Genomic DNA, 19,911 nt, shown 5'->3' with positions numbered 1-19,911 from the left:
GGCGTGATCGAGTCGGACGCGGGAGCGATGCGAGTCCTCCGGGCCACGGCCGACCTCGGGCTACCGGACTGGTGGATCGGTGCCGGCTTCGTCCGCAACCGCGTCTGGGACGCGATCAGCGGCCTCCCGGTCTCGCCGGAGCGCGACGTGGACGTCGCCTACTTCGACCCGGAGAAGCTGGACCCTCGCGAGGACGAACATGCCGAGGCGTGCGCCTCGGCAGCCCTGCCCGAGGTGCCGTGGGAGATTCGCAACCAGGCACGGATGCACCTGCGCAACGGTGTCGAGCCCTACACGTCCACCCTGGACGCGGTGTCGCGCTGGCCCGAGACGGCGACGTGCGTCGCGGTGACGTTGCGGGGTGACTCCGTCCGCCTGGTGTCCTGCCACGGTCTGACCGACCTCGTGGGAATGGTCGTCCGCCCGTCTCCGGCCATGAACAACGAGGCGGGCCGCGCGACGGTCCGCCGCCGCGTGCAGGCCAAGGGGTGGCTGCACCGATGGCCCGGACTGCGACTCACGATCTAGCTGAGCCTGGCCGCGCGGCCATCAGCAGGCGCCGAAGCCGGACACCGCGACGACTGGGCTTTCACTGAGTGAAAGTCAGGGGTGCCGTCGCCACCCAACTCGTGGATGGTCACCGTGATCGGGCCTGGCCGCCGGCAGCGCTTGCCGCTCCGCGACACCAGAGGTCTCGATCCTGCGCGGCAGATAGGGTTCGAGCCCCGCCGCCCTGATCCGTAACAGGCCCGAAACTACCGGTTGAAAAACCTGGAAACTTCTGCCAGCCTGAGGGCCATCGATCAGTGTGAACGTTAACAAGATCCTTTAGGACTGGAGCCGCTTCACGCGACCGTCAGACCCCCGCACCTGCCAGGTCACCACGTCCACCACCAACGAGTCCAGTGCCCGCAGCCACTCCCCCGGCGGGCAACCGGAGCCCCCCGTACCAATTCTTGGCTCGCAGGCCAGGCACCCCGAGCCGACTCGCATCCGGGCGAACACCCGGCGCGGGTCCCGACCCGCTCGGACGGACCAGCATCGTGGCCGCCGCCGAGCGAGCGGGGCCTCCCACTGGACCAGCGACACCGATCTGCCCTACCCCACCACCGGAGGATCAGCATGGTTTCCCGGACCCGTCCCATCGGGCGCACCCGACTACGAGCACTCACAATTTCCGGAACAGCAGCGATAATTCTAGCCCTTGTCGTCTCGCTGATGCCCAATCTGGCGCAGGCCGCCGAGGCCACCCTCGGCGCCGCCGCAGCCCAGTCTGGCCGGTACTTCGGTGCCGCCGTCGCCGCCAACAAACTCAACGACAGCGCCTACACGACGATCCTGAACCGCGAGTTCAACAGCATCACCCCCGAGAACGAGATGAAGATCGACGCGACCGAACCGCAGCAGAACAACTTCACCTTCGGCAATGCGGACCGGATCGTGAACCACGCCCTCTCCCGGGGGTGGAAGGTCCGCGGCCACACCCTGGCCTGGCACTCGCAGCAGCCCGGCTGGATGCAGAGCATGGAGGGCACCGCGCTGCGCAACGCGATGCTCAACCACATCAACCGGGTGGCCGGCTACTACAAGGGCAAGATCTACTCCTGGGACGTGGTGAACGAGGCATTCGAGGACGGCAACAGCGGCGCTCGTCGTAACTCGAACCTCCAGCGCACCGGCAACGACTGGATCGAGGCGGCGTTCCGCGCCGCCGACGCGGCGGACCCGGACGCGAAGCTCTGCTACAACGACTACAACACCGACAACTGGACCTGGGCCAAGACCCAGGCCGTCTACAACATGGTCCGCGACTTCAAGTCCCGTGGTGTGCCGATCGACTGCGTCGGGTTCCAGTCGCACTTCAACGCCAACTCGCCGTACAACAGCAACTACCGCACCACGCTGTCCAGCTTCGCCGCCCTCGGGGTGGACGTGCAGATCACCGAGCTGGACATCGAGGGCTCGGGCACCACGCAGGCCAACACCTACCGCAGCGTGGTCAACGACTGCCTGGCGGTGGCCCGCTGCAACGGGCTCACCGTGTGGGGCGTGCGGGACTGCGACTCGTGGCGCTCCGGCGGCACCCCGCTGCTCTTCGAGTGCAGCGGCACCAAGAAGGCCGCCTACACGTCCACCCTGGATGCCCTGAACAGCGCCACCCCCACCAACCCGCCGACCGACCCACCCACCAACCCGCCGACCAACCCGCCCAGCTCCGCCAGTGAGATCGTCGGCACACAGTCGGGCCGCTGCGTCGACGTACCCAACGCCTCGACAAGCAACGGCACCCGGGTCCAGCTCTACGGCTGCAACAAGCAGACCAACCAGGCCTGGACCTACACCTCCGGCAAACAACTCCAGGTGTACGGAAACATGTGCCTCGACGCCGCCGGCTCCGGCAACGGCGCGGCGGTACAGATCTACAGCTGCCACAGCCAGACCAACCAACAGTGGAACGTCAACTCCAACGGCACCATCAGCAACGTGCAGTCCGGGCGCTGCCTGGACGTCTGGAGCACCGCCAACGGCGCACAGATCCAGCTCTACGACTGCCACGGCCAGACCAACCAGCAGTTCCGGCTCGCACCTCTCGCAGGTTGATCTCGAACGACCTGCGCGAGGGCGTGCGGATCTACCAGCTGCCAGACGAGGTCCGGCACGGCTGAGGCCTGTCGTACCGCACCGGGCGGGCTCGGCGTATCGCCGGGCCCGCCCCACCGTGGCTCCTACCTGTTCTCACCGTCGCCAGCCGGCGAACCCACAGACGTTCCTGGGAAGCGTTCGACGAACGTGCGGTAGACCGGCGCCCCGGGTAGGCCGTCACGGATGGCGAACACCACGTGGTCGAACCTGTCGACCACGCGAAGCGCCTCGGCGAACGCGTCGGCCACCACGGCGGGGTCGTTGCGGAACACCCCGCACCCCCACGCGCCCAACACGACGGTTCGGCGCCCGTGCGCGGCCGCGACCTCCAGCACCCGTCGCGCACGGTGGGCCAGGACGGCCGGCACGTCCGCCGCGTGCGTGGGCTGGTTTTGCATGATCGCGCCGAGGTTCGGCGCCGCAGCGGTCAGGAACGACGTGGTGTACGGCTGCTCGAGCAGGTTGCCCCTGTCGTCCCGGAACACCGGCACGTCCGGCGAGAAGATGACCCGGTCGCTGTACCGCAGATCCTGCTGCCCCCGGTGGAACGCGTAGAAGTCCGGGGCGGCGAGGAGACACGCGTACAGCGCCGACGCGCGGGCGATGCTCTCCTCCTGCGCCTCCGCCCCACCCAGGAACCCGCCACCGGGGTTCTTCGCCGACGCGAACACCAGACACGCGGCAGCCGGCCCGAGCCGGTGGGCCGCCTGCAACGTCGACTCGTCCGTCACCTCGACGGTGCCGACACCGCGCTCAGCGTTCGGCGCCGCGAGCACCTCGTCGGGCAGGTGGTGACGGGTGCCGGCGACCGCGGCGCGTACCGCCTCGCCGATGACGACCTCGGCGCCGGTGTCGTTGCGGTAGCGGCCCGACTCGGCGATCGCCACCGTCTGTCGAGCGATCTCACGAAGACGGCCGCTCATCCGGACGCCTGGTGAAGCGAGAGGTGAGTGGTGTGCACAGCCAGCAGGCTAGGCAGGCTTGCCGCCGGGGACAAGCACTTTCCTGCGCACCCCCGGGAGGGGCCGGCGGGTGGTTCCGCCGTCCCCTCCCGGGCAGGGTCACCGTCCGTACAGCTCGAACTCGTAGAGCGAGAACCCGTACGAGGTTGCCCGCTTCGCCCCGTACACCCGCACGTAGCGGGCGGTGACCGGCGCGAAGGTGGCGGTGTCGACGCCGCCGTTGCCGGTGGTGGTGCTGAACACCGGCGTCCAGGAGCTGCCGTCGGCGGAGACCTCGATCCGGTACGAGGTGCCGTACGCGGACTCCCAGCGCAGCACCGCCCGGCTGACGGTACGGGCCGCGCCGAGGTCGACCCGGAGCCACTGGTTGTCGTTGTAACTGCTGGCCCATCGACTGCTCAGACTGCCGTCGACCGCCTTGTCCGGGGTGTAGCTGGTCAGGAACTGGGTGCTCGACGCGGTCGCCGGGCGGCCCTGGGCCAGGTTGGTGACGTCGTCGCCCCGGCGCGCCGGGAACGAGACGACCTGCTGGTAGGTGGGGCGGTTCTGCCAGGCGATCACCGGGTGGGTGATGCCGCCGAGCCCGGAGTGGACGATCGAGTCGGCGCACCACTGGTCGCCCGCCCCGCAGGACTTGTCGCCGGGGTAGACGGTGGTGGCCGGCACCGCGTTGGCTTGGCCGAGCGTGTCGAGCAGGGACTGCCGGCACGCGCCGAGGTTGCCGTTGCCGCAGAAACCGCGCCCCAGCCCGCCGGCCACCTGATCACCGAGCACGGTGCGCAGGTCCTTGTCCACGTAGCCCCACCAGCCGTACTGGAACGACGAGCCCTTGTGTGCCTGGCCCTGGAGGGCCCAGCTCGCGGTGCCGTCGCGCCCGCCGTTCTGGCCACCGGAGGGCGCCTCGTTCACCTCGATGGCGTCGACGAGCGCGGCGTAGAGGTCCGGGCCGAGGCCGGGGCGGAACTGCGCCGAGGCCAGCAGCGGCCACCAGGCGTCGAAGATCCGGATGGCGTCGGCATGCTGGTAGACCTTGGAGCCGGCGGCGGTCTCCACGCGGCGGGCGCCGGCCTGCTGCCAGGCCCGCAGCTTGCCAGCCGCGTCGGCAAGCGCCGGGTCGGTGACAGGTGAGCTGTCCAGCACCCGCAGCAGGTCGTCGAGGACCTGCTGGCCGCGCAGGTCGGTCACCGCCGCGTCCGCCATGATCTTCACGACGTCGGCGCGGCCGAGCTTGCGCTGGGCGATCGCGGCGCGCACCGGGCCGTCGAGCAACTGACCCCGGTGTACGGAGCCGAAGCTGAAGTTGCCGTCCGCCGCCCCGAAGTCGCGCGCCTGCTTGTTGTTCCAGCTGACGTAGTAGTCCTGGTTGACCGACTGCGGGTGCGCCGACGCCGGGGTGTAGGTGGCGTCGTTGGTGTCCGGGTTCCAGCCGGCCCACTCGTACGCCGGTTCGGCCTTCGTGGGCAGGTTCGGGTCGGCGGTGGCGGGACGGACCGGGTTCGAGCCGGAGTTGTAGTACGCCGCCTCGGTCGAGTTGACGTAGAACCAGTTGAACGCGTACCCGACGCTGGCGGCGGAGGCTTGGAAGGCCGCCGCGCTGCCCATCGCCGACGGGTCGTTGTAGGCCTGGAATCCGATGGCCGAGTCGGCCTCGTGCCGGTAGGTGGAGCGCAGCTTGGTGAACGCGGTCGGCTGCCCGTTCACCAGACCCCGGTAGGCGACCAACCCGTACTTCGTGCGCAGCGCGCGAAGGGTGTACGAGCCGGCCGGGGTGGAGTCGGCAAGCGTCGGGGACCAGGAGTTGCGCTGCTCCAGCGCCTCCATGGCGAGGCACTGCCCGTGGTAGAGGTAGCGGTTGGTGCGCAGCGTCGGGGCGCTGCCGTCGGTGGTGCACAGCGGCACCGCGTACGTGTCGGTGAGGTCCTGTGCGGAGGAGGTGGCGCTCCACGCGTAGTCCTGGCCCCGGCCGAGCAGCACGTAGAGGTTGAGCCCGGCGAACGCCGCCCCGCGGGCGCTGATGCCCGGCCCCTGCAACTCCTGGAGCATCAGCAGTTGCGGTGCGAAGTAGCCGGTCTGCGGGCCGAACACGGCGACCGGGTTTCCGGTGGTGGTGTGCCGTCCGGAGACCACCACCGCGTTGGACATGCCGTGTGCACGCAGGTTGGACAGGCCGCCGAGCAGTTCCTTGGTGGCGGTGCTGGCCCCGGTACGGGATGCTGCCCCGCCGGCCTGGTCGTAGGCGAGAGGCTCGGCGACCACAGTTCCGGCGTCGGGGAGCACCGCGCTCGTCGCACCCGGCGGCGTCGCCCCGTACGGGAAGCTCTGCCCGTCGTGCAGGGTGAGCACGGTCTCCGGGTCGTTCTGCGAGCGGAACGCCGCCCACACCCGGTCCCCCTCGGTCGCGCCGTACTTGGCGCGGGCGGCCACCCGGACCAGCGCGGACTGCATCTCGCTGCCGCCGCCCCCACCGAAGAGGCCGCCGATCACACCGGCGGTGGCGATGAGGTCGGTCATGGTGAAGTGCTTCGGCTTGCCGGCCCCGGCGAGGACATACTCGCCCGGGTAGTTGTCCTCGGCGATCGACCTGTCGATGTAGGCGTTGATGCCGGCGATGTAGTCGACCACGTCGGTGTAGAGCTGCTGGCCCCGGGCGCCCTTGGTGCGCAGCGCGTCCACCTGGGCCTGCAGGTCCGCCTCGGTGTAGGGCGAGTTGGCCCAGACACTCTGCTCCAGCTCCCGGTTGCCCGGCGCTCCGCCGGCGAACGAGGTGACGTTGCCGCGACCGACGTGCCGCAGCAGGTCCATCACCCAGAGCCGGTCCTGGGCTCCGGCGTAGCCGGCGCCGAACATGGTGCCGGCGCGGGTGGTGCCGGTGATGTGCGGGACGCCGGTGGCCTTGTCCCGCACGATGGTGACGTCCGCGCGCGGTGAGACGGTGCTCTCGACCTGCGCGGCCGGGACGCCGAACGAGGCGTCGTTGTAGAAGTGGGCGATCTGCTCGTCGGTCAGCCCGGCGTAGTTGTAGACCAGGTTCGCGTACTCGTCGAGCTGGTCGCTGGAGTGCGCCGGGCGGGTACCGAGCGCCTGGTGCGCCAGGATGGCGACGAGCGTGGCGTTGCCGTTCTGCCCGGGAGGCAGGATGTCGGCGCACTGACCGAGGCAGTAGTCGTTGGCCGCGAAGGTGCTCGCAGCGGGGGCGGGGGCGGCCGGCGCCGGTGACGGCGGGGTCACCGTCAGGACGCTCGCGGTCATAACGGCGGCGGTGAACGCCGCGAGCCGGGTACGGAGAGCGGGACGGGGCATGGCGATCCTCCGGGGACGCGGAGTCGGGCCGTTCGGTCTCGCCCGGCTTCCGGTGCCGACGTCTCGCCCTCCGCGCCCGGGCGTTCCACCCGGAGGTGAGAATGACTCATATCAATCTCGGGCAATGATCGACGCAACAGCACCGTTCGGGATAGCCGTCGTTCACCACGCGCCAATGCAGACGTTTCGCCACCGCCCGGTCGCCCTGATGTCTCAGCTGCGGGAAGATCCGGCGTCCTCGGGGGTCACCAGGATCATCCGGCGACGGCGGGCAGCGAGCACCAACGCACCGCCGACCATCAGCGCCGCGAGGCCGACCCCGCCGACCAGGCCGGCCTGCGGCCCGGTGACCGGCAATCCGCCGTCACCGCCGTCACCGCCGCCGCCACCGGCGTCCCCGCCGATCTTCGCGGCCAGCACCACGGCGAACCCGTCCTGGTTGTCACCAGGGTCCACGTCGGCCACCCGCACGGCGACGGCGTTCGCGGGCAGCTCGGTCCGCGCAGGCGTGGAGCGGCTGTTCTTCGGCTGCTCGGCGAGGCTCTCCACCCGCACGCTCGCACCCCGTATCGTCGCCGGGGCGGTGGCGCCTGGCGCCGTCGTCACCAGGTTGTACAGCTCCACCGCCGAGTGGACGGTGTCGTTCGGGTCGGTGTCTTCGGCTGCCGGAACGAGAGTGAGGCTCCGGTAGGTGCAGATTGCCGACCGCCCGGCGTCGCCGAGCACACACTGGGCCGGTTGCCTGGTGAAGGTCACCCTCTTGGGCAGACGCAGCGTGACCCGTACCCCGTGGACCGCCTTCCGGCCCTGGTTGGCGACGGTGTGCCAGACGGCACCCGTCTCACCCGGGGTCAGCGTTCCGGTGGGCTCGGGGATGCCGTCAGCGCCGACCCGCACCGACTGCCGCACATCTCGGGCCACCACCGAGAGGTCCGCACCGGGCTCGTCGACAAGCGTCAGCGGGAACCACCTGGTGTTGTCGGCCGGATTCGCGTCCTGCTCGGGCCGGATGGTGACCGAAGCTTCGAACCTGCTCGCATAGGGTGCCGTCGCGCGGACGATCGCGTCGATGGGAACGTCTGCGGTCTCGCCCGGCCCCGGAATCAGCTCCGGGGACAGGCGGCAGTAGAACCCGCCGAAATCGCCGTCGCACTCGCCCACGCCACCCCCCGAATGCCACAGCAGCGCGACCGGCATCGGATCAGGGCCACCCGGCGGCTGGCGGACATTGACGATCACCTCGCGAGGGGTTTCGTCGCCCAGGTTGCTGATCTTCAGGTAGACGACCTTCCTGTCGACCCCCAGCGGAATCCGAGTCCCGGACGCGTCGACAACGAGGTCCGGCCCTCGCTTCGCGGCCACGGCGGGGACGGCGAGGACAGCCACCTCACCGAGGAGGAACAGCGTGGCGGCGACAGTTCGCAGAAGCCGCCGGCGACCAGAACTCATGGCAGCACCTTTCCGGGCGCACAGACAGTGTCCATGAGAACGCTATCGGCAATCGACCTCCGTGAGTGTCGGCTTCCCGGCTCGGTTCGACCGGCGATCACGCACGGAGCGGGGTGCACTAACCGCTCCTGACCAGGCATTCTTGACATATGGATCGTCCGATGAACCTCAACCGGGAGGTACCACGATGTTCACCACCACGTTCTGGAAGGCCACCGCCGAGCGGGCGGTGAAGAGCGCCGCCCAGGGCCTGCTTCTCTACTGGGGCGCCGACGTCGTGTTCAACGCGTGGCAGGCGGACTGGGCAGCGGCCGGGGGCATCGCATCCGGTGCCGCGGTGCTGTCGGTGCTCACCTCACTGGTCAGCGCACAGGTGTCGGGGGAGGGAGACTCGCCAAGCCTCGTCGGTGGCGAGCGGTAGCCCCAGCCGGCCAGATCAGGCGTCTTCGTGCTCACGCGGCAACGCCTTCGTCGACCCGTCCCGCATGTGCAGCTCGGCCGGATAGCTGTCAAAGCGCTTGAGGCCGAACTTCCGCACCGCCACGGCCCACGGGTTGTGCGTGGCCACGTGGACCAGGTGCTCGAAGTGGGACAGATACGTCTCACCGCGCTTGGCGCGTTCGGCGAGGATGTAGGGCTCCAGGATGCGCCATGCTTGCCGGGAGCGATAGCTGACCGTCCCCACCAGAAGCCGCGGGTCGACCGCCGCGAAGGCCAGCATCTGACCCAGACCGTTGTAGTACAGGGCCAGCCGGACCACCTGGTGGCGGGCCTCGGCCGGGAGGTCGCTGACGCTGGGCCCGGGTGCCGGGTGCCGGACGGGCAACTCGTTGAGGACGAAGTCCTCAGCGCGAAGAAACTCGTCACTGGACCGGTCTCTGGTCAGCAGTTCGATCGCGACGAGAGTCTGGTTGGCGGTCTGCGCCGAGCGCAGCTGACGTAGGGCGAAGACGACCGTCACGACGACAGCGACCGTGGAGCCGCACGCCGCCACGACATCGGCCAGCTCAGATATCACAGGGTCCGAGGGTAGAGGGTCGGGGCGAGCAGGCCCGACGTCCAGCGGGTCGTGGCGGCTGAGGACGGTCACAGCCAGTCGTGCTCGCGGGCGTATCGGGCCGCTTCGTGGCGGGTCCGGGTCTGGGTCTTCCGCATGGCGTTGGAGAGATAGTTGCGGACGGTGCCCGGAGCGAGGTGGAGCCGAGCGGCGATGTCGGCGACCGAGTAGCCCTCGCCGGTGACCCGCAGGACGTCGGCTTCACGGTCGGTGAGGGGGTTGTCCTCAGTGACGGCGAGCGCGGACACGTCCGGGTCGATCCAGCGTTTACCCGCGTGCAGGGTGGCGATGACCGAGGTGATGTGCGCCGGTTCGGCGGACTTGCTGACGAAGCCCTGGACGCCGAGCTTCAACGCCTTGCGCAGTACGCCGGGTCGGGCGTGCCGGGTCAGCATGAGGATGACCTGGTCCGGGTTCGTGCGCCGGATCTCGGCGACCGCGCCGAGGCCGTCAACGCCCGGCATCTCCAGGTCGATGACCAGCACGTCGGGCTCGTGCCGCAGGGTGGCCTCGACGGCACTCCGGCCGTCGGACGCCTCGGCGAGAACTGTGACGTCGCCCTCCATCGGCAGCAGCGCGGCCAGGGCCGTCCGCAGCAGCGCCTCGTCGTCGGCGAGCACGATGGTGGTCATCGGCCGTCACCCCGTTCCGCGCCGGCACGCACGGCGGGGAACGTCGCCGCCGTCCGGAACCGTCCCTGCTGCTGTTCGACTGTCAGCTCCCCTCCGTCACCGGCGATCCGTTGCCTCAGTGCCGCCAGCCCTCTGAGTTCAGGGGGCGCGGTGGCGTTTGCGCCGTCGTTGACGATGGTGATGCCCGACGTTGCCAGCGTGATCTGCACCTGGGTGGCCTGGGCGTGTCGCAGGATGTTGGTGGTCGTCTCACGCAGCACCTGGCCGAGCAGTTCGCCGACGCGGGTGTCGACCTCGGCCTCCCGGGTCACCCGGACCCGGATGCCGGCGGCCTCGAACAGGTTCTTCGCGTTCTCGATCTCCGCGGTGAGGTTGAGCCGACGTTGCGCGTAGGCGAGTTCTTTGGTCTGCGCGATGGTGTCGCTGACAAGCGCGTACGTCTCTCGAAGCTCCTTCTCCGCCCGAGCGGTGTCGCTAAGCAGCAGCCGCCGGGCCAGGGCGATCTTCAACTTGACCACGTGCAGGGTGTGACCCTGGATGTCGTGCAGGTCGCTGGCGAACCGCACGCGCTCGCGGACCACGGCCAGCTCTGCCGCGCTTTCCCGGGTCTGTTCGAGCTCCCGGATGAGGTCGTAGAACCGCTCGCCCACGATGGTGAAGGCCGTCACGACGATGGTGAGGACGGTCGGGACGAGGACGTAGGTGACCAGGACGTGGCCGACGTCGTCCGGCTGCACCAGCAGCCGCGCCGCGCCGACGGTGGCGACGTAGGTGAACAGCCCGGCCATCACCAGCTTCCGGTGCCGTCGCACCTCGCGCAGGGCGAGCGAGCCCACGGCGCAGACACCCCAGTAGGCGTTGGGGCTGCCGCTCACCAGGACACCGAGGGGCCAGACCGCTGCCGCCACGGCCAGGCAGGGCAGCGCGACTCGGGCGAGGTCGTTGGCCGTCCACCGTTCGAAGGCCAGCACCGCCGCCGCGGCCCCCGGCGCCAGGATGATCAGGTGCCACCAGGTACGCGCGTCGCTGTAGAGCAGGACCACCGCGGCGAACACCACAGGTGGTAGAGAGGTGGCGAGGTTGAGTCGACGCAGCCTTCCCTGCGTCGACTCGGTGAAGCGCGGCGATCTCGCGGTCACCACCCCAGTATCCGGCAGCCAGGGGCCACGACCAGTGACACCACGTCACATGCGGTGATGACATGGCGCCACTGACGGGTCGGCCGCGCCCGCGCTGTCATGGGTGCATGTCCACCACACCTGTCATCGAAGTCGAGCGGCTGAACCTCACCTATGGTGACTTCCACGCCGTCAAGGACGTCTCTTTCGAGGTACGGCCCGGAGAGCTGTACGCGCTGCTGGGCACCAACGGTGCCGGGAAGACCTCGACCCTGGAAGTCGTCGAGGGACACCGGAGGCCAACCTCGGGCTCGGTACGCGTCTTCGGGCACAGCCCCGACGACCGGCGGGCGGTACGTCCCCGGATGGGCGTCATGCTCCAGGAGAGCGGATTCTCCCCGGACCTCACCGTCCGTGAGTCCGTCGGTCTGATCGGCCGGCTCACCCGACGCACCGACGACGTCGACCGGGTGCTCGACCTGATCGACCTCACCGGCCGGGCCGGCCGCAGGGTGTCGCAGCTGTCCGGCGGGGAGAAACGGCGGCTGGACTTCGCCACCGCCGTCTACGGCACCCCGGAGCTGATCTTCCTGGACGAGCCGACCACAGGCCTCGACATCCAGTCCCGCGACGCCGTCTGGGCGACAGTCGACCGGCTGCGGGAGAACGGGGCGACAGTCGTGCTCACCACGCACTACCTGGAGGAGGCACAGCAGCGGGCGGACCGCATCGGGCTCATGCACGAGGGCGCCCTGCACCGGGAGGGCACCGTCTCGGAGCTGACCCGCGCCCTGCCGGCGGTCATCCGCTTCTCCCTCGCGGCGCCGGTGCCGACGCTGCCGGTGCGGGCCGCCGTCGGCGCGGACGGCACGGTCGTCATCGAGACCTTCGAGCTGCAGAAGGACCTGCACCTCCTGCTCGGCTGGGCGCAGGACCAGGCCGTGGACCTGCGCGACCTGGCGGCGGGGCCGACCCGGCTCGACGACGTGTTCCGCGCCATCAACAGTTGATTCGTTTCTCCGAGAGGTGCACCACCATGTTCTCCATCGCGTCCAGCGAGCTGATCCAGATCTTCCGCAACCGGCTGGTGCTGATCACCAGCCTCATCATTCCGGCGGCGGTCTCCGCGTTCTTCGTCCGTCAGCACGAGACCTACGCCGCCATCGGGAGCCTCGGCTACATCGCCGCGATCGTGCTGTTCACCGTGGCCGCGTTCGGGCTCTACGCCACGGCCGTCACGACCCTGGCCTCCCGGCGTCAGAACCTCTTCCTCAAGCGGCTGCGTTCCACCGCCGAGGGCGACGCCGGCATCCTCGCCGGCCTGCTGCTGCCCGTACTCCTGCTCACCGTGGTGCAGGTGACCGCGATCCTGACCGCTCTGGCCATCGTCGCCGGCGGGCCGGCCAACATCGCCCTGCTGGTGGTGGCGGTTCTCGCGACAGTGGCCATGATGGTCGGGTTGGCGCTGGCCACGGCCGGGCTCACGAACTCGCCGGAACACGCCCAGGTCACCACCCTGCCCGTTACCCTCGGTGTGATCGCCGTGGCCAGCTGGGTCGGCATCTCCGGCACCGAGACCCTCGCCTGGCTCAAGCGGCTGCTGCCCGGCGGAGCGGCCACCGAACTGACCATGAACGCGTGGAACGGCGGCGTCGCCGTGACCGACTCCCTGCTCCTGCTCGCGCCCACGGTCGGCTGGGTCGTCATCGCCGTCGCCCTCGCCACCCGCCTCTTCCGCTGGGAGCCCCGCCGATGACCATCGAGCCCCGGTCGGACACCCCGACCCTGGTGGAAGACCTCCTTCTGCTCCTGTTCCAACCCGCATCCGGAACCATCGCGGGAGAGAACACCCTCTTCTACGTCCTCGGCGGAGCCGTCCTCGCGGACCTCGCCCTCGGGGGTCACCTGACCACGACGGACCGGGGGCGGGTCAGCAGTGTGGCCGATCACCCGCCGGTGGACGGCCTCCTACGCCCGGCGTGGGACTACCTCGCCGAGAAACCCCGAGGGGTGCAGACGGCACTGGCCGCGATCGGGCCGCCCCTGCGCGGGCCGGTGTTGGAACGGCTCATCGCGCGCGGCGACATCGACCAGGAACCCCGTAAGGTGCTCGGCCTGTTCCGGACGACGGCCCTGCGCGAAGGACGGACCGAACGTCGGGCCCGCCTCCTCGCCGACGTTCGGCAGGTCCTCGTGGACGGCGCGGAGCCGCAGGCCCGTGTCGCCGCGCTCGCGGCGCTGCTCTCGGCGAGCGGGACGCTCCCGCAGTTCCACCGGGAGATCCCGTGGACGTCACCGGTGATCGGCCGAGCCAAGGAACTCGAGCAGGGCGACTGGGGCGCCGACGCCGCGGGTGCGGCCGTGACCCGCACCGTGACTGCCACCGTCGTCAACAGCGCCGTCGTGGCCATCACCGTGCTTCCCAGGGGCTAGCTCATCACGGCGGCGCGCGACGTCCGGGTGACCGGCCGCGACTTCCCCGGGATCTGTAAACAACCCTTGATATTAGGCGTTACGAACGTCAATATGTGGAGGTCGCGGGTCGTCGAACCCTGGGGAGTGAGCCATGAGAAGCCGTCGGATTTTTGCAGTGGTAGCCGGGGCGGCGATGACCCTCACGGCCGCCGTCGCCTTCGTCCCCAGCAGCATGGCGTCCGTGTCCTCGGCCAACGCCGTCCCGATGGTCGCCTGCACCGCCCCGGCCTGGGCCGAGGGCACCACCTACCAGGCGGGCACGCAGGTCACCTACAGCAGCCGGCTCTACCAGGCACTCGTCACCCACACCGCGCACCCCGGCGCCGGCTGGAACCCGGCCTCGACCCCGTCGCTCTGGCGGGACCTGGGCGCGTGCTCGGGAAGCACACCGCCGCCCACCACGCCCCCGCCGACGACACCGCCGCCCACCACGCCCCCGCCGACCACTCCTCCCCCCACCACACCGCCCCCGACCGGTGGGACCTGCGCGGTGAAGTCGCGGCCCACCGGCAAGGTGTTGCAGGGCTACTGGGAGAACTGGGACGGCGCCTCCAACGGCGTACACCCCGGCCTCGGCTGGATCCCGATCACCGACAGTCGACTCCCCCAGCACGGCTACAACGTGATCAACGCGGCGTTCCCGGTGATCCGCTCGGACGGTACGGTCCTCTGGGAGAACGGCATGGACGCCGGCGTGAAGGTGGCCACCCCGGCCGAGATGTGCCAGGCCAAAGCCGCCGGCGCCACCATCCTGATGTCGATCGGCGGTGCCGCCGCGGGCATCGACCTGAGCTCCAGCGCGGTCGCCGACCGGTTCATCGCGACGATCGTGCCGATCCTGACGGCCTACCACTTCGACGGCATCGACATCGACATCGAGACCGGCCTGACCGGCAGCGGCAACATCAACACCCTGTCCACGTCGCAGGCCAACCTGATCCGGATCATCGACGGCGTGCTGGCCCGGATGCCGTCGAACTTCGGCCTGACCATGGCCCCGGAGACGGCCTACGTCACCGGCGGCAGCGTGGTCTACGGCTCGATCTGGGGCTCGTACCTGCCGATCATCAAGAAGTACGTGGACAACGGCCGGCTCTGGTGGCTGAACATGCAGTACTACAACGGCAGCATGTACGGCTGCGCCGGCGACTCGTACCCGGCGGGCACCGTGCAGGGCTTCACGGTGCAGACCCAGTGCCTGAACAACGGCCTCACCATCCAGGGCACCACCATCCGCGTGCCGTACGACAAGCAGGTCCCGGGCCTGCCCGCGCAGATCGGGGCCGGCGGCGGCCACATGTCGACGTCGTTGGTCACGCAGGCCTGGAACTCCGTACCCGGCCTCAAGGGGCTGATGACCTGGTCGGCGAACTGGGACGGGTCGAAGGGGTGGACCTTCGGCGACAACGTGAAACGCCTCCAGGGCCGCTGACCCCCGGCCGCGCCGGTCCTACCGCCAGTCGCCTCACCGCAGGCGGTAGGACCGGCGACGCGCACGGTCGTCGTGGCCGGCTCGCGCCGGAAGCCGGGCGCCGCGAAGTAGGTAATTCTTGCCGATGTGCCGTGATTGCCGTCTTGGCACGATCGCACCTGACGGGTGTGGATCTAGCGGTTCACCCATACCCGGTGTTCCGATCGTCCCTGACCGCAGGAAGGGCTTCAGGATGGAGAACATGACGGAGGCCGAGGAAGCAGGCATCGACCTGTCGGCCCCGGTGCTCAGCCGCCACCGCGTCACGGTGACCGCCTCGGCGGACACCGTGTGGCGGATCCTCACGGGCATCGACGCGTGGACGACCTGGCTCCCGGAGGTCCCGTACGCACGCATCGAAACGCCAGGTCCGCTGGCGCCGGGCTCCGTGTTCCGCTGGTCCGCAGCGGGCATGGAGATCGAGTCGACAATCGCCCAGGTACGGTCGCGCGAACGCCTCGTGTGGCGGGGCTACGGTGGCGGACCGGACGGCGTCCTCGGCGTCCACGTCTGGACGCTCACTCCGGTCGGCACCGGCGTGGAGGTGTCCACCGAGGAATCCTTCGCGGGTCCCCCTGTCGACGCCGATCCCGCGTCGTTCCAGGAGGGCCTCGACACCGTCCTCGCCGATTGGCTGGAACGACTCAAGCGCACCGCCGAGGAGGCGACCGCCTGATGAGACACCGTGTGATCGCCGTCGCGGCGGTGGTGGTGGCGGCCAACCTCCTGGGCGTCGCCGGTGCGCCGGCTCGGGCCGAGGCCGCCCGGGACGGCGGCCCCGACCGCGCAGCGCTGCGCTGCGCGGGACAGACCGTCGACAGCGCGGCGAAGATTCGCTATCGGACCGAGACGGTGATCGCCGCTCCGCTACGCACGGTCTGGAGGATCCAGACCGACGTGGAACGCTGGCCGTCGTGGCAGAAGCCCGTCCTCTCCAGCAAGCGGCTCGACCGTGGCCCACTGCGCCCCGGATCATCGTTCCGCTGGACGACGCCGGTAGTCGAGACCCCGCTGAGCCCCGCCACGACGCTCGTCGTCACGTCCACCGTCCGGCAGCTCGAACACCAGAAGTGCCTTCGGTGGGACGGCCCGGCGATCGGTACGGGTCTGAGCATCGACGAAGGGGTCCACGTGTGGACGTTCACCGAGGTCGACGGCCGTGTTCTCGTGCGCACCGAGGAGACGTGGCGCGGTGGCCAGGTCGAGCAGGACGTCGCCTACTCCACCGCGGCTCTCGGCGCGGGTCTGGAGACGTGGCTGACCGAGTTGAAGACGCTTGCCGAACAGGAGTGTGAGCGGGCCCGACGCTGACGCGACTCGACGGCCCCGCCGGTCTCGTACCGGCGGGGCCGTTCGTCGCTCGACGGACCGGCCCGGTCAGCGGAGAAGTTCGCGCAGCTGCCGGCGAGAGGTGATGCCCAGCTTGCGGTAGAGGTTGCGCAGGTGGGCGTCGATCGTGCGCGGGCTGACGAACAGCAGCGCGGCGACCTCCTTGGTGCCTGCTCCGGAGGCGACCTTACGGGCCACCAGCAGCTCCCGTGCGGTAAGCCCCACGAGCGGGTCGGCGTGGTCGGCCAGGGTCGGTTCGCCGATGGCCTCCAGCTCGCGGGCCGCGCGAGCGGCGAACCCGCGTGCGCCGATGGTGGCGAGCAGATCGTGCGCGGCACGCAGCTCCACCTGCGCCTCGGTGCGCCGGCCGACCCGTCGCAGCCACTCCCCGTAGAGGAGGCGGGCACGCGCGTAGTGGACTCGCATGCTGGTTCCGGCGAAACAGTCGATCGCCGCACGGTAGTGGTCCTGCGCGCCCAGCCCGGGGTCGAGCAGCGCACACGCCAACAGGTGCGCGCCCGTCGTCCACCCGTTCGGGTTGATCCGCGCGACGGTGCCGATCCACCCGGCCGACTCCTTGGCCTCTTCGGGACGTCCGGCGTACACGGCGGCCTCGACCAGCTCGTGGTGGAAGGCGGTGACGGCGTACGCGCCACGCCGCTGCTGGTCCCGTACGACGAGCAACGCGTCGAGCGCGGCCTCGTGGTCGCCGTCGCCGTTGCACAGCACACCGTTCGCGTAGTGCAGCGCTATGAAGTTCACCCCCACCCAGCCGCGCAGCTTCTCCTGGATCTCCCGGAACCGGTCGGCGTCTCCGCTGCACGCGGCGAGCATCAGGTCGGACCCGACGAGGTTCGACGTCCCCGCGGCCTCGTCGACCGCACGCGCCTCGGTGATGCAGGCGTACGCGTCGGCGAAGCGACCCACGATCGCTCGGGCGGCCGCCTGGAAACGCAGCGCGTGGGGAAGGATCGCGTAGGCAGCCTGCGCCCGGGCGAGTTCCACCTGACGGTCGGTGATCTCCTCCATGGCGTCGCTGTCGCCGAGGTCGACACTCAACACGCAGGCGCGTTCCATCCACCACGGATCGGCGTCCGGCTGTCGGGCGTGCTCCCGGAAGGCGTCGACCGTGCGGCGCATCAGGGGCATCGCCTCGCCCACCGGGCAGAGGTTCTGCACGACCAGCGCCTGCAACAGCAGGTCGACCGGACGCGGCGACTCACTCTGGGGCACCCGTTCCCGGATGTGCAGGGCGAGCCGCCGCAACCTCCCGGGCTCGTCGACGCTGAACATGAGCGACGCGAAGGCTTCCAGGTAGGTCTCGCGGACCTCATCCGGCCCCATGCCGTCGGCCGCGTCGACGAGTGCGATCGTGGCCGGGATACTGCGCGCCACGTGGTAGTCGATCGTCGCACGCAGCAGCCGCGCGCCACGGCGGTCGGCCGGCTCCGGCTGGAGACGCTCGGCCTCGTCGACCAACTCCCGGGCGGCGGCATGTGCCCCGGACCTCAACCGTGCCCGAGCCGCGGACAACAACAGGCGTGCCTGCCGCGACCGGCCCGGTGTCAGTCGGGCCGCGCGCTCGAGGAACGCGGCCGCGGCCGCGAATCCGCCCCGGCGCCGCGCCCGTCCCGCCGAGCGCTCCAGCTCTGCGGCGGTCTTCTCGTCCGGGCCGCTGATCGCGTTCGCCTGGTGCCAGGCGCGGCGGTCGGGATCGACGTCGGCGTCCGTAGCGGCGGCGAGTGCGGCGTGCGCCTGCCGTCGCGCCCCGGCACCTAACGACAGGTACACCGCGGAACGCGCCAACGGATGTGGGAAGTGCACCCGGGCTCCGGTCACCAACAGGCCGCTGTTCTCGGCGCCGGCCAGATCTCCGCCGTTCAGCCCTCGGGCCGTCATGGCCCGCCGCAGCAGAGCGAGGTCGCCGGTCGGGTCCGCCGCGGCCAACGCCAGGACCGAGCGCGTAGGTGCCGGCAGCCGCAGGAAACGACTCACGAATCGGTGCTCCACCGCGCCGCGCCCGACGTCCCCGGGAAGCCCGAACGGCCCGGCGTCGCGGGCGAACTCCACCAGGGCGAGGGGGTTGCCGGCCGCTTCGGACAGGATCCGCTGCACGATGGGTGCCTCGTGGCCGAACGGCGCCCGGTACCGCAGCAGGGTGAGGGCCTCCGAGTCGGTGAGCCCGGTGAGAGTGAGGGTGGGTAGGCGTCCGAGCTCCGGCACCGAGGCGGCGTCACGGGCAGCGAAGACCATGGCGACCCGCTCCACCGCCACGCGCGCCGCGACGAAAGCCAGGACCTGCCGCGAGCCGCTGTCGACCCACTGCACGTCGTCGACCACGCAGAACACCGGCCGACGCCGGCCTACGGCACTCAGCAGGCCCAGGACGGCCAGGCCGACAAGCATCGGGGGCGGCGTGACCCCGGCCTCCAGCCCGAACACCGTGTCGAGCGCGCTCCGCTGCGGCGCGGGAAGCCCGGCGCGGTGGTCGAGCACGGGCGCGCACAGCTGGTGCAGGGCCGAGAAGGGCAGTTCGCTTTCGAACTCGATACCACCGGCGCGCAGCACCTGCCAGCCGTCGAGCAGCACAGCGGCCTCGCCGACGAGCGTCGACTTGCCGATCCCCGCGTCACCGAGAACGAGCGTCGCCCCGCCACGGCGTGCCGCCGCGGCTGTCGTCACCGCGGCGATCTCGTCCAGCTCCGTCCTGCGAGCGACGAACCATCCCGACCTGATCCTGACCATCAGCTTCTGGGTGGCCCCGGACGAACGGCCGTCGGGGACGGTGCGGCGCCCGTAGCGCCGTCGGAGGCGGCAGAAGAGTCGTCGAGTCGGTGACCGAGGTCGAACAGATAGCGGGTAACGGTGCCAACTCCCTCCGGTTGTTCGACCCGACCGATGGTATCCACAGTGGTGCGCTAGGCGGGCGGCTCGAACAGTTCCAGCTGGATCCCGTCCGGATCACGGAGATAGAGGATCTTCGTGCCGGCCAGGGCTCCCGCCTCCACGCCGTCGCCGTCCTGGAGCACGACCGGATCGGCGTTGACGTGCACGCCTCGCTCCACCAGGTCACGGTGCGCCGCGTCGAGGTCGTCGACCTCGAAACACAGGTGCATGACCCCGACGTCGCAGTTGCGCCCGGTGAAGGGCCTCGGCTGCGGGCTGTCGTACTGGATGAGTTCCAGCAGGACGTTGTCACCGGCAAGCGCGAACGACGCCCGCATCGACGGGTTCTCGACCTCCACGACCGCACCGATCGCCGGGTTCGTGGCCGAGATCGTCACGCCGTTCGGCGCGATGCCGAGTACCTCCTCGTACCACCTCACCGACCGCGCCAGATCGCTTACCGGTACTCCGATGTGGTGCATCCTGGTCACTCCACTCATGATTCCCATCGTGAGGGGCGGGATGGCGCGGTGGAAGGCACAGATCTTCCGCGTACTGCCGGTACCACCCAGCTCCGACGACGATGGCG

The 19,911-nt window shown here is 70.2% G+C and carries 17 protein-coding genes; 9 read left to right on the top strand and 8 right to left on the bottom strand.

Features of this window, described 5'->3' with window-relative positions; genetic code table 11:
* Together ACWER9_RS04910 and ACWER9_RS04905 are read left to right on the top strand one after the other, a co-directional pair.
* Positions 1 to 528, top strand: a 528-nt coding sequence (locus ACWER9_RS04910) for a nucleotidyltransferase family protein (RefSeq protein ID WP_452300533.1), incomplete at its 5' end; no start/stop codon positions are given.
* A 690-nt stretch (positions 529 to 1,218) separates the two neighbouring features.
* On the top strand, positions 1,219 to 2,601 hold the full coding sequence (locus ACWER9_RS04905) for an endo-1,4-beta-xylanase (protein WP_452300532.1): 1,383 nt from the start codon (positions 1,219 to 1,221) through the stop codon (positions 2,599 to 2,601).
* A gap of 125 nt (positions 2,602 to 2,726) precedes the next feature.
* Here ACWER9_RS04905 and ACWER9_RS04900 read toward each other — a convergent pair whose 3' ends face one another.
* From ACWER9_RS04900 to ACWER9_RS04890, 3 genes are all read right to left on the bottom strand, one after another.
* The gene (locus tag ACWER9_RS04900; protein ID WP_452300531.1) at positions 2,727 to 3,566 is read right to left on the bottom strand and encodes a TIGR02452 family protein; all 840 of its coding nucleotides are present in this window, start codon (positions 3,564 to 3,566) and stop codon (positions 2,727 to 2,729) included.
* A gap of 138 nt (positions 3,567 to 3,704) precedes the next feature.
* Positions 3,705 to 6,905 (bottom strand): penicillin acylase family protein, encoded by a 3,201-nt coding sequence (locus ACWER9_RS04895; RefSeq protein WP_452300530.1) that lies wholly within the window; start codon positions 6,903 to 6,905, stop codon positions 3,705 to 3,707.
* Positions 6,906 to 7,118: 213 nt separating this feature from the next.
* The gene (locus tag ACWER9_RS04890) at positions 7,119 to 8,354 is read right to left on the bottom strand and encodes a hypothetical protein (RefSeq protein WP_452300529.1); all 1,236 of its coding nucleotides are present in this window, start codon (positions 8,352 to 8,354) and stop codon (positions 7,119 to 7,121) included.
* 187 nt (positions 8,355 to 8,541) lie between these two features.
* Between ACWER9_RS04890 and ACWER9_RS04885 the strand changes: the two genes are divergently transcribed.
* A complete protein-coding gene (locus ACWER9_RS04885; RefSeq protein WP_452300528.1) occupies positions 8,542 to 8,775 on the top strand; it encodes a holin in 234 nt (77 codons plus the stop codon).
* Between the two features lie 15 nt (positions 8,776 to 8,790).
* Here ACWER9_RS04885 and ACWER9_RS04880 read toward each other — a convergent pair whose 3' ends face one another.
* From ACWER9_RS04880 to ACWER9_RS04870, 3 genes are all read right to left on the bottom strand, one after another.
* Complete coding sequence (locus tag ACWER9_RS04880) at positions 8,791 to 9,372, bottom strand: DUF4760 domain-containing protein (RefSeq protein WP_452300527.1); 582 nt, start codon at positions 9,370 to 9,372, stop codon at positions 8,791 to 8,793.
* Positions 9,373 to 9,440: 68 nt separating this feature from the next.
* Positions 9,441 to 10,043: a response regulator gene (locus ACWER9_RS04875; RefSeq protein ID WP_452300526.1), complete on the bottom strand. Its 603-nt coding sequence runs from the start codon at positions 10,041 to 10,043 to the stop codon at positions 9,441 to 9,443.
* The gene (locus ACWER9_RS04870) at positions 10,040 to 11,182 is read right to left on the bottom strand and encodes a sensor histidine kinase (protein WP_452300525.1); all 1,143 of its coding nucleotides are present in this window, start codon (positions 11,180 to 11,182) and stop codon (positions 10,040 to 10,042) included. Before ACWER9_RS04870 ends, ACWER9_RS04875 begins: the two co-directional genes overlap by 4 nt.
* Positions 11,183 to 11,289: 107 nt before the next feature.
* Here ACWER9_RS04870 and ACWER9_RS04865 point away from each other — a divergent pair, with 107 nt between their 5' ends.
* The 6 genes from ACWER9_RS04865 to ACWER9_RS04840 all read left to right on the top strand — a co-directional run bounded on the left by ACWER9_RS04865 (position 11,290) and on the right by ACWER9_RS04840 (position 16,418).
* On the top strand, positions 11,290 to 12,171 hold the full coding sequence (locus ACWER9_RS04865) for an ABC transporter ATP-binding protein (protein ID WP_452300524.1): 882 nt from the start codon (positions 11,290 to 11,292) through the stop codon (positions 12,169 to 12,171).
* Between the two features lie 26 nt (positions 12,172 to 12,197).
* On the top strand, positions 12,198 to 12,917 hold the full coding sequence (locus tag ACWER9_RS04860; protein WP_452300523.1) for a hypothetical protein: 720 nt from the start codon (positions 12,198 to 12,200) through the stop codon (positions 12,915 to 12,917).
* Positions 12,914 to 13,594: a GOLPH3/VPS74 family protein gene (locus ACWER9_RS04855; protein WP_452300522.1), complete on the top strand. Its 681-nt coding sequence runs from the start codon at positions 12,914 to 12,916 to the stop codon at positions 13,592 to 13,594. The genes ACWER9_RS04860 and ACWER9_RS04855 overlap by 4 nt, the downstream gene beginning before the upstream one ends.
* 133 nt (positions 13,595 to 13,727) lie before the next feature.
* On the top strand, positions 13,728 to 15,068 hold the full coding sequence (locus tag ACWER9_RS04850; RefSeq protein WP_452300521.1) for a carbohydrate-binding protein: 1,341 nt from the start codon (positions 13,728 to 13,730) through the stop codon (positions 15,066 to 15,068).
* A 241-nt stretch (positions 15,069 to 15,309) separates the two neighbouring features.
* Positions 15,310 to 15,783, top strand: coding sequence for an SRPBCC family protein (locus ACWER9_RS04845; RefSeq protein ID WP_452300520.1), 474 nt, complete (start codon positions 15,310 to 15,312; stop codon positions 15,781 to 15,783).
* A complete protein-coding gene (locus ACWER9_RS04840; RefSeq protein WP_452300519.1) occupies positions 15,783 to 16,418 on the top strand; it encodes an SRPBCC family protein in 636 nt (211 codons plus the stop codon). The genes ACWER9_RS04845 and ACWER9_RS04840 overlap by 1 nt, the downstream gene beginning before the upstream one ends.
* Before the next feature lie 66 nt (positions 16,419 to 16,484).
* On the opposite strand, the gene ACWER9_RS04835 is transcribed toward ACWER9_RS04840, so the two are convergent.
* The gene (locus ACWER9_RS04835; RefSeq protein ID WP_452300518.1) at positions 16,485 to 19,181 is read right to left on the bottom strand and encodes an AAA family ATPase; all 2,697 of its coding nucleotides are present in this window, start codon (positions 19,179 to 19,181) and stop codon (positions 16,485 to 16,487) included.
* 173 nt (positions 19,182 to 19,354) lie between these two features.
* Entirely contained in the window at positions 19,355 to 19,822 is a 468-nt protein-coding gene (locus ACWER9_RS04830; protein WP_452300517.1) for a VOC family protein, read from the bottom strand.
* Positions 19,823 to 19,911: the final 89 nt, after the last annotated feature.

This window comes from Micromonospora sp. NPDC003944 (genome assembly GCF_053605225.1).
This window is presented reverse-complemented; position numbering and strand designations above follow the sequence as displayed.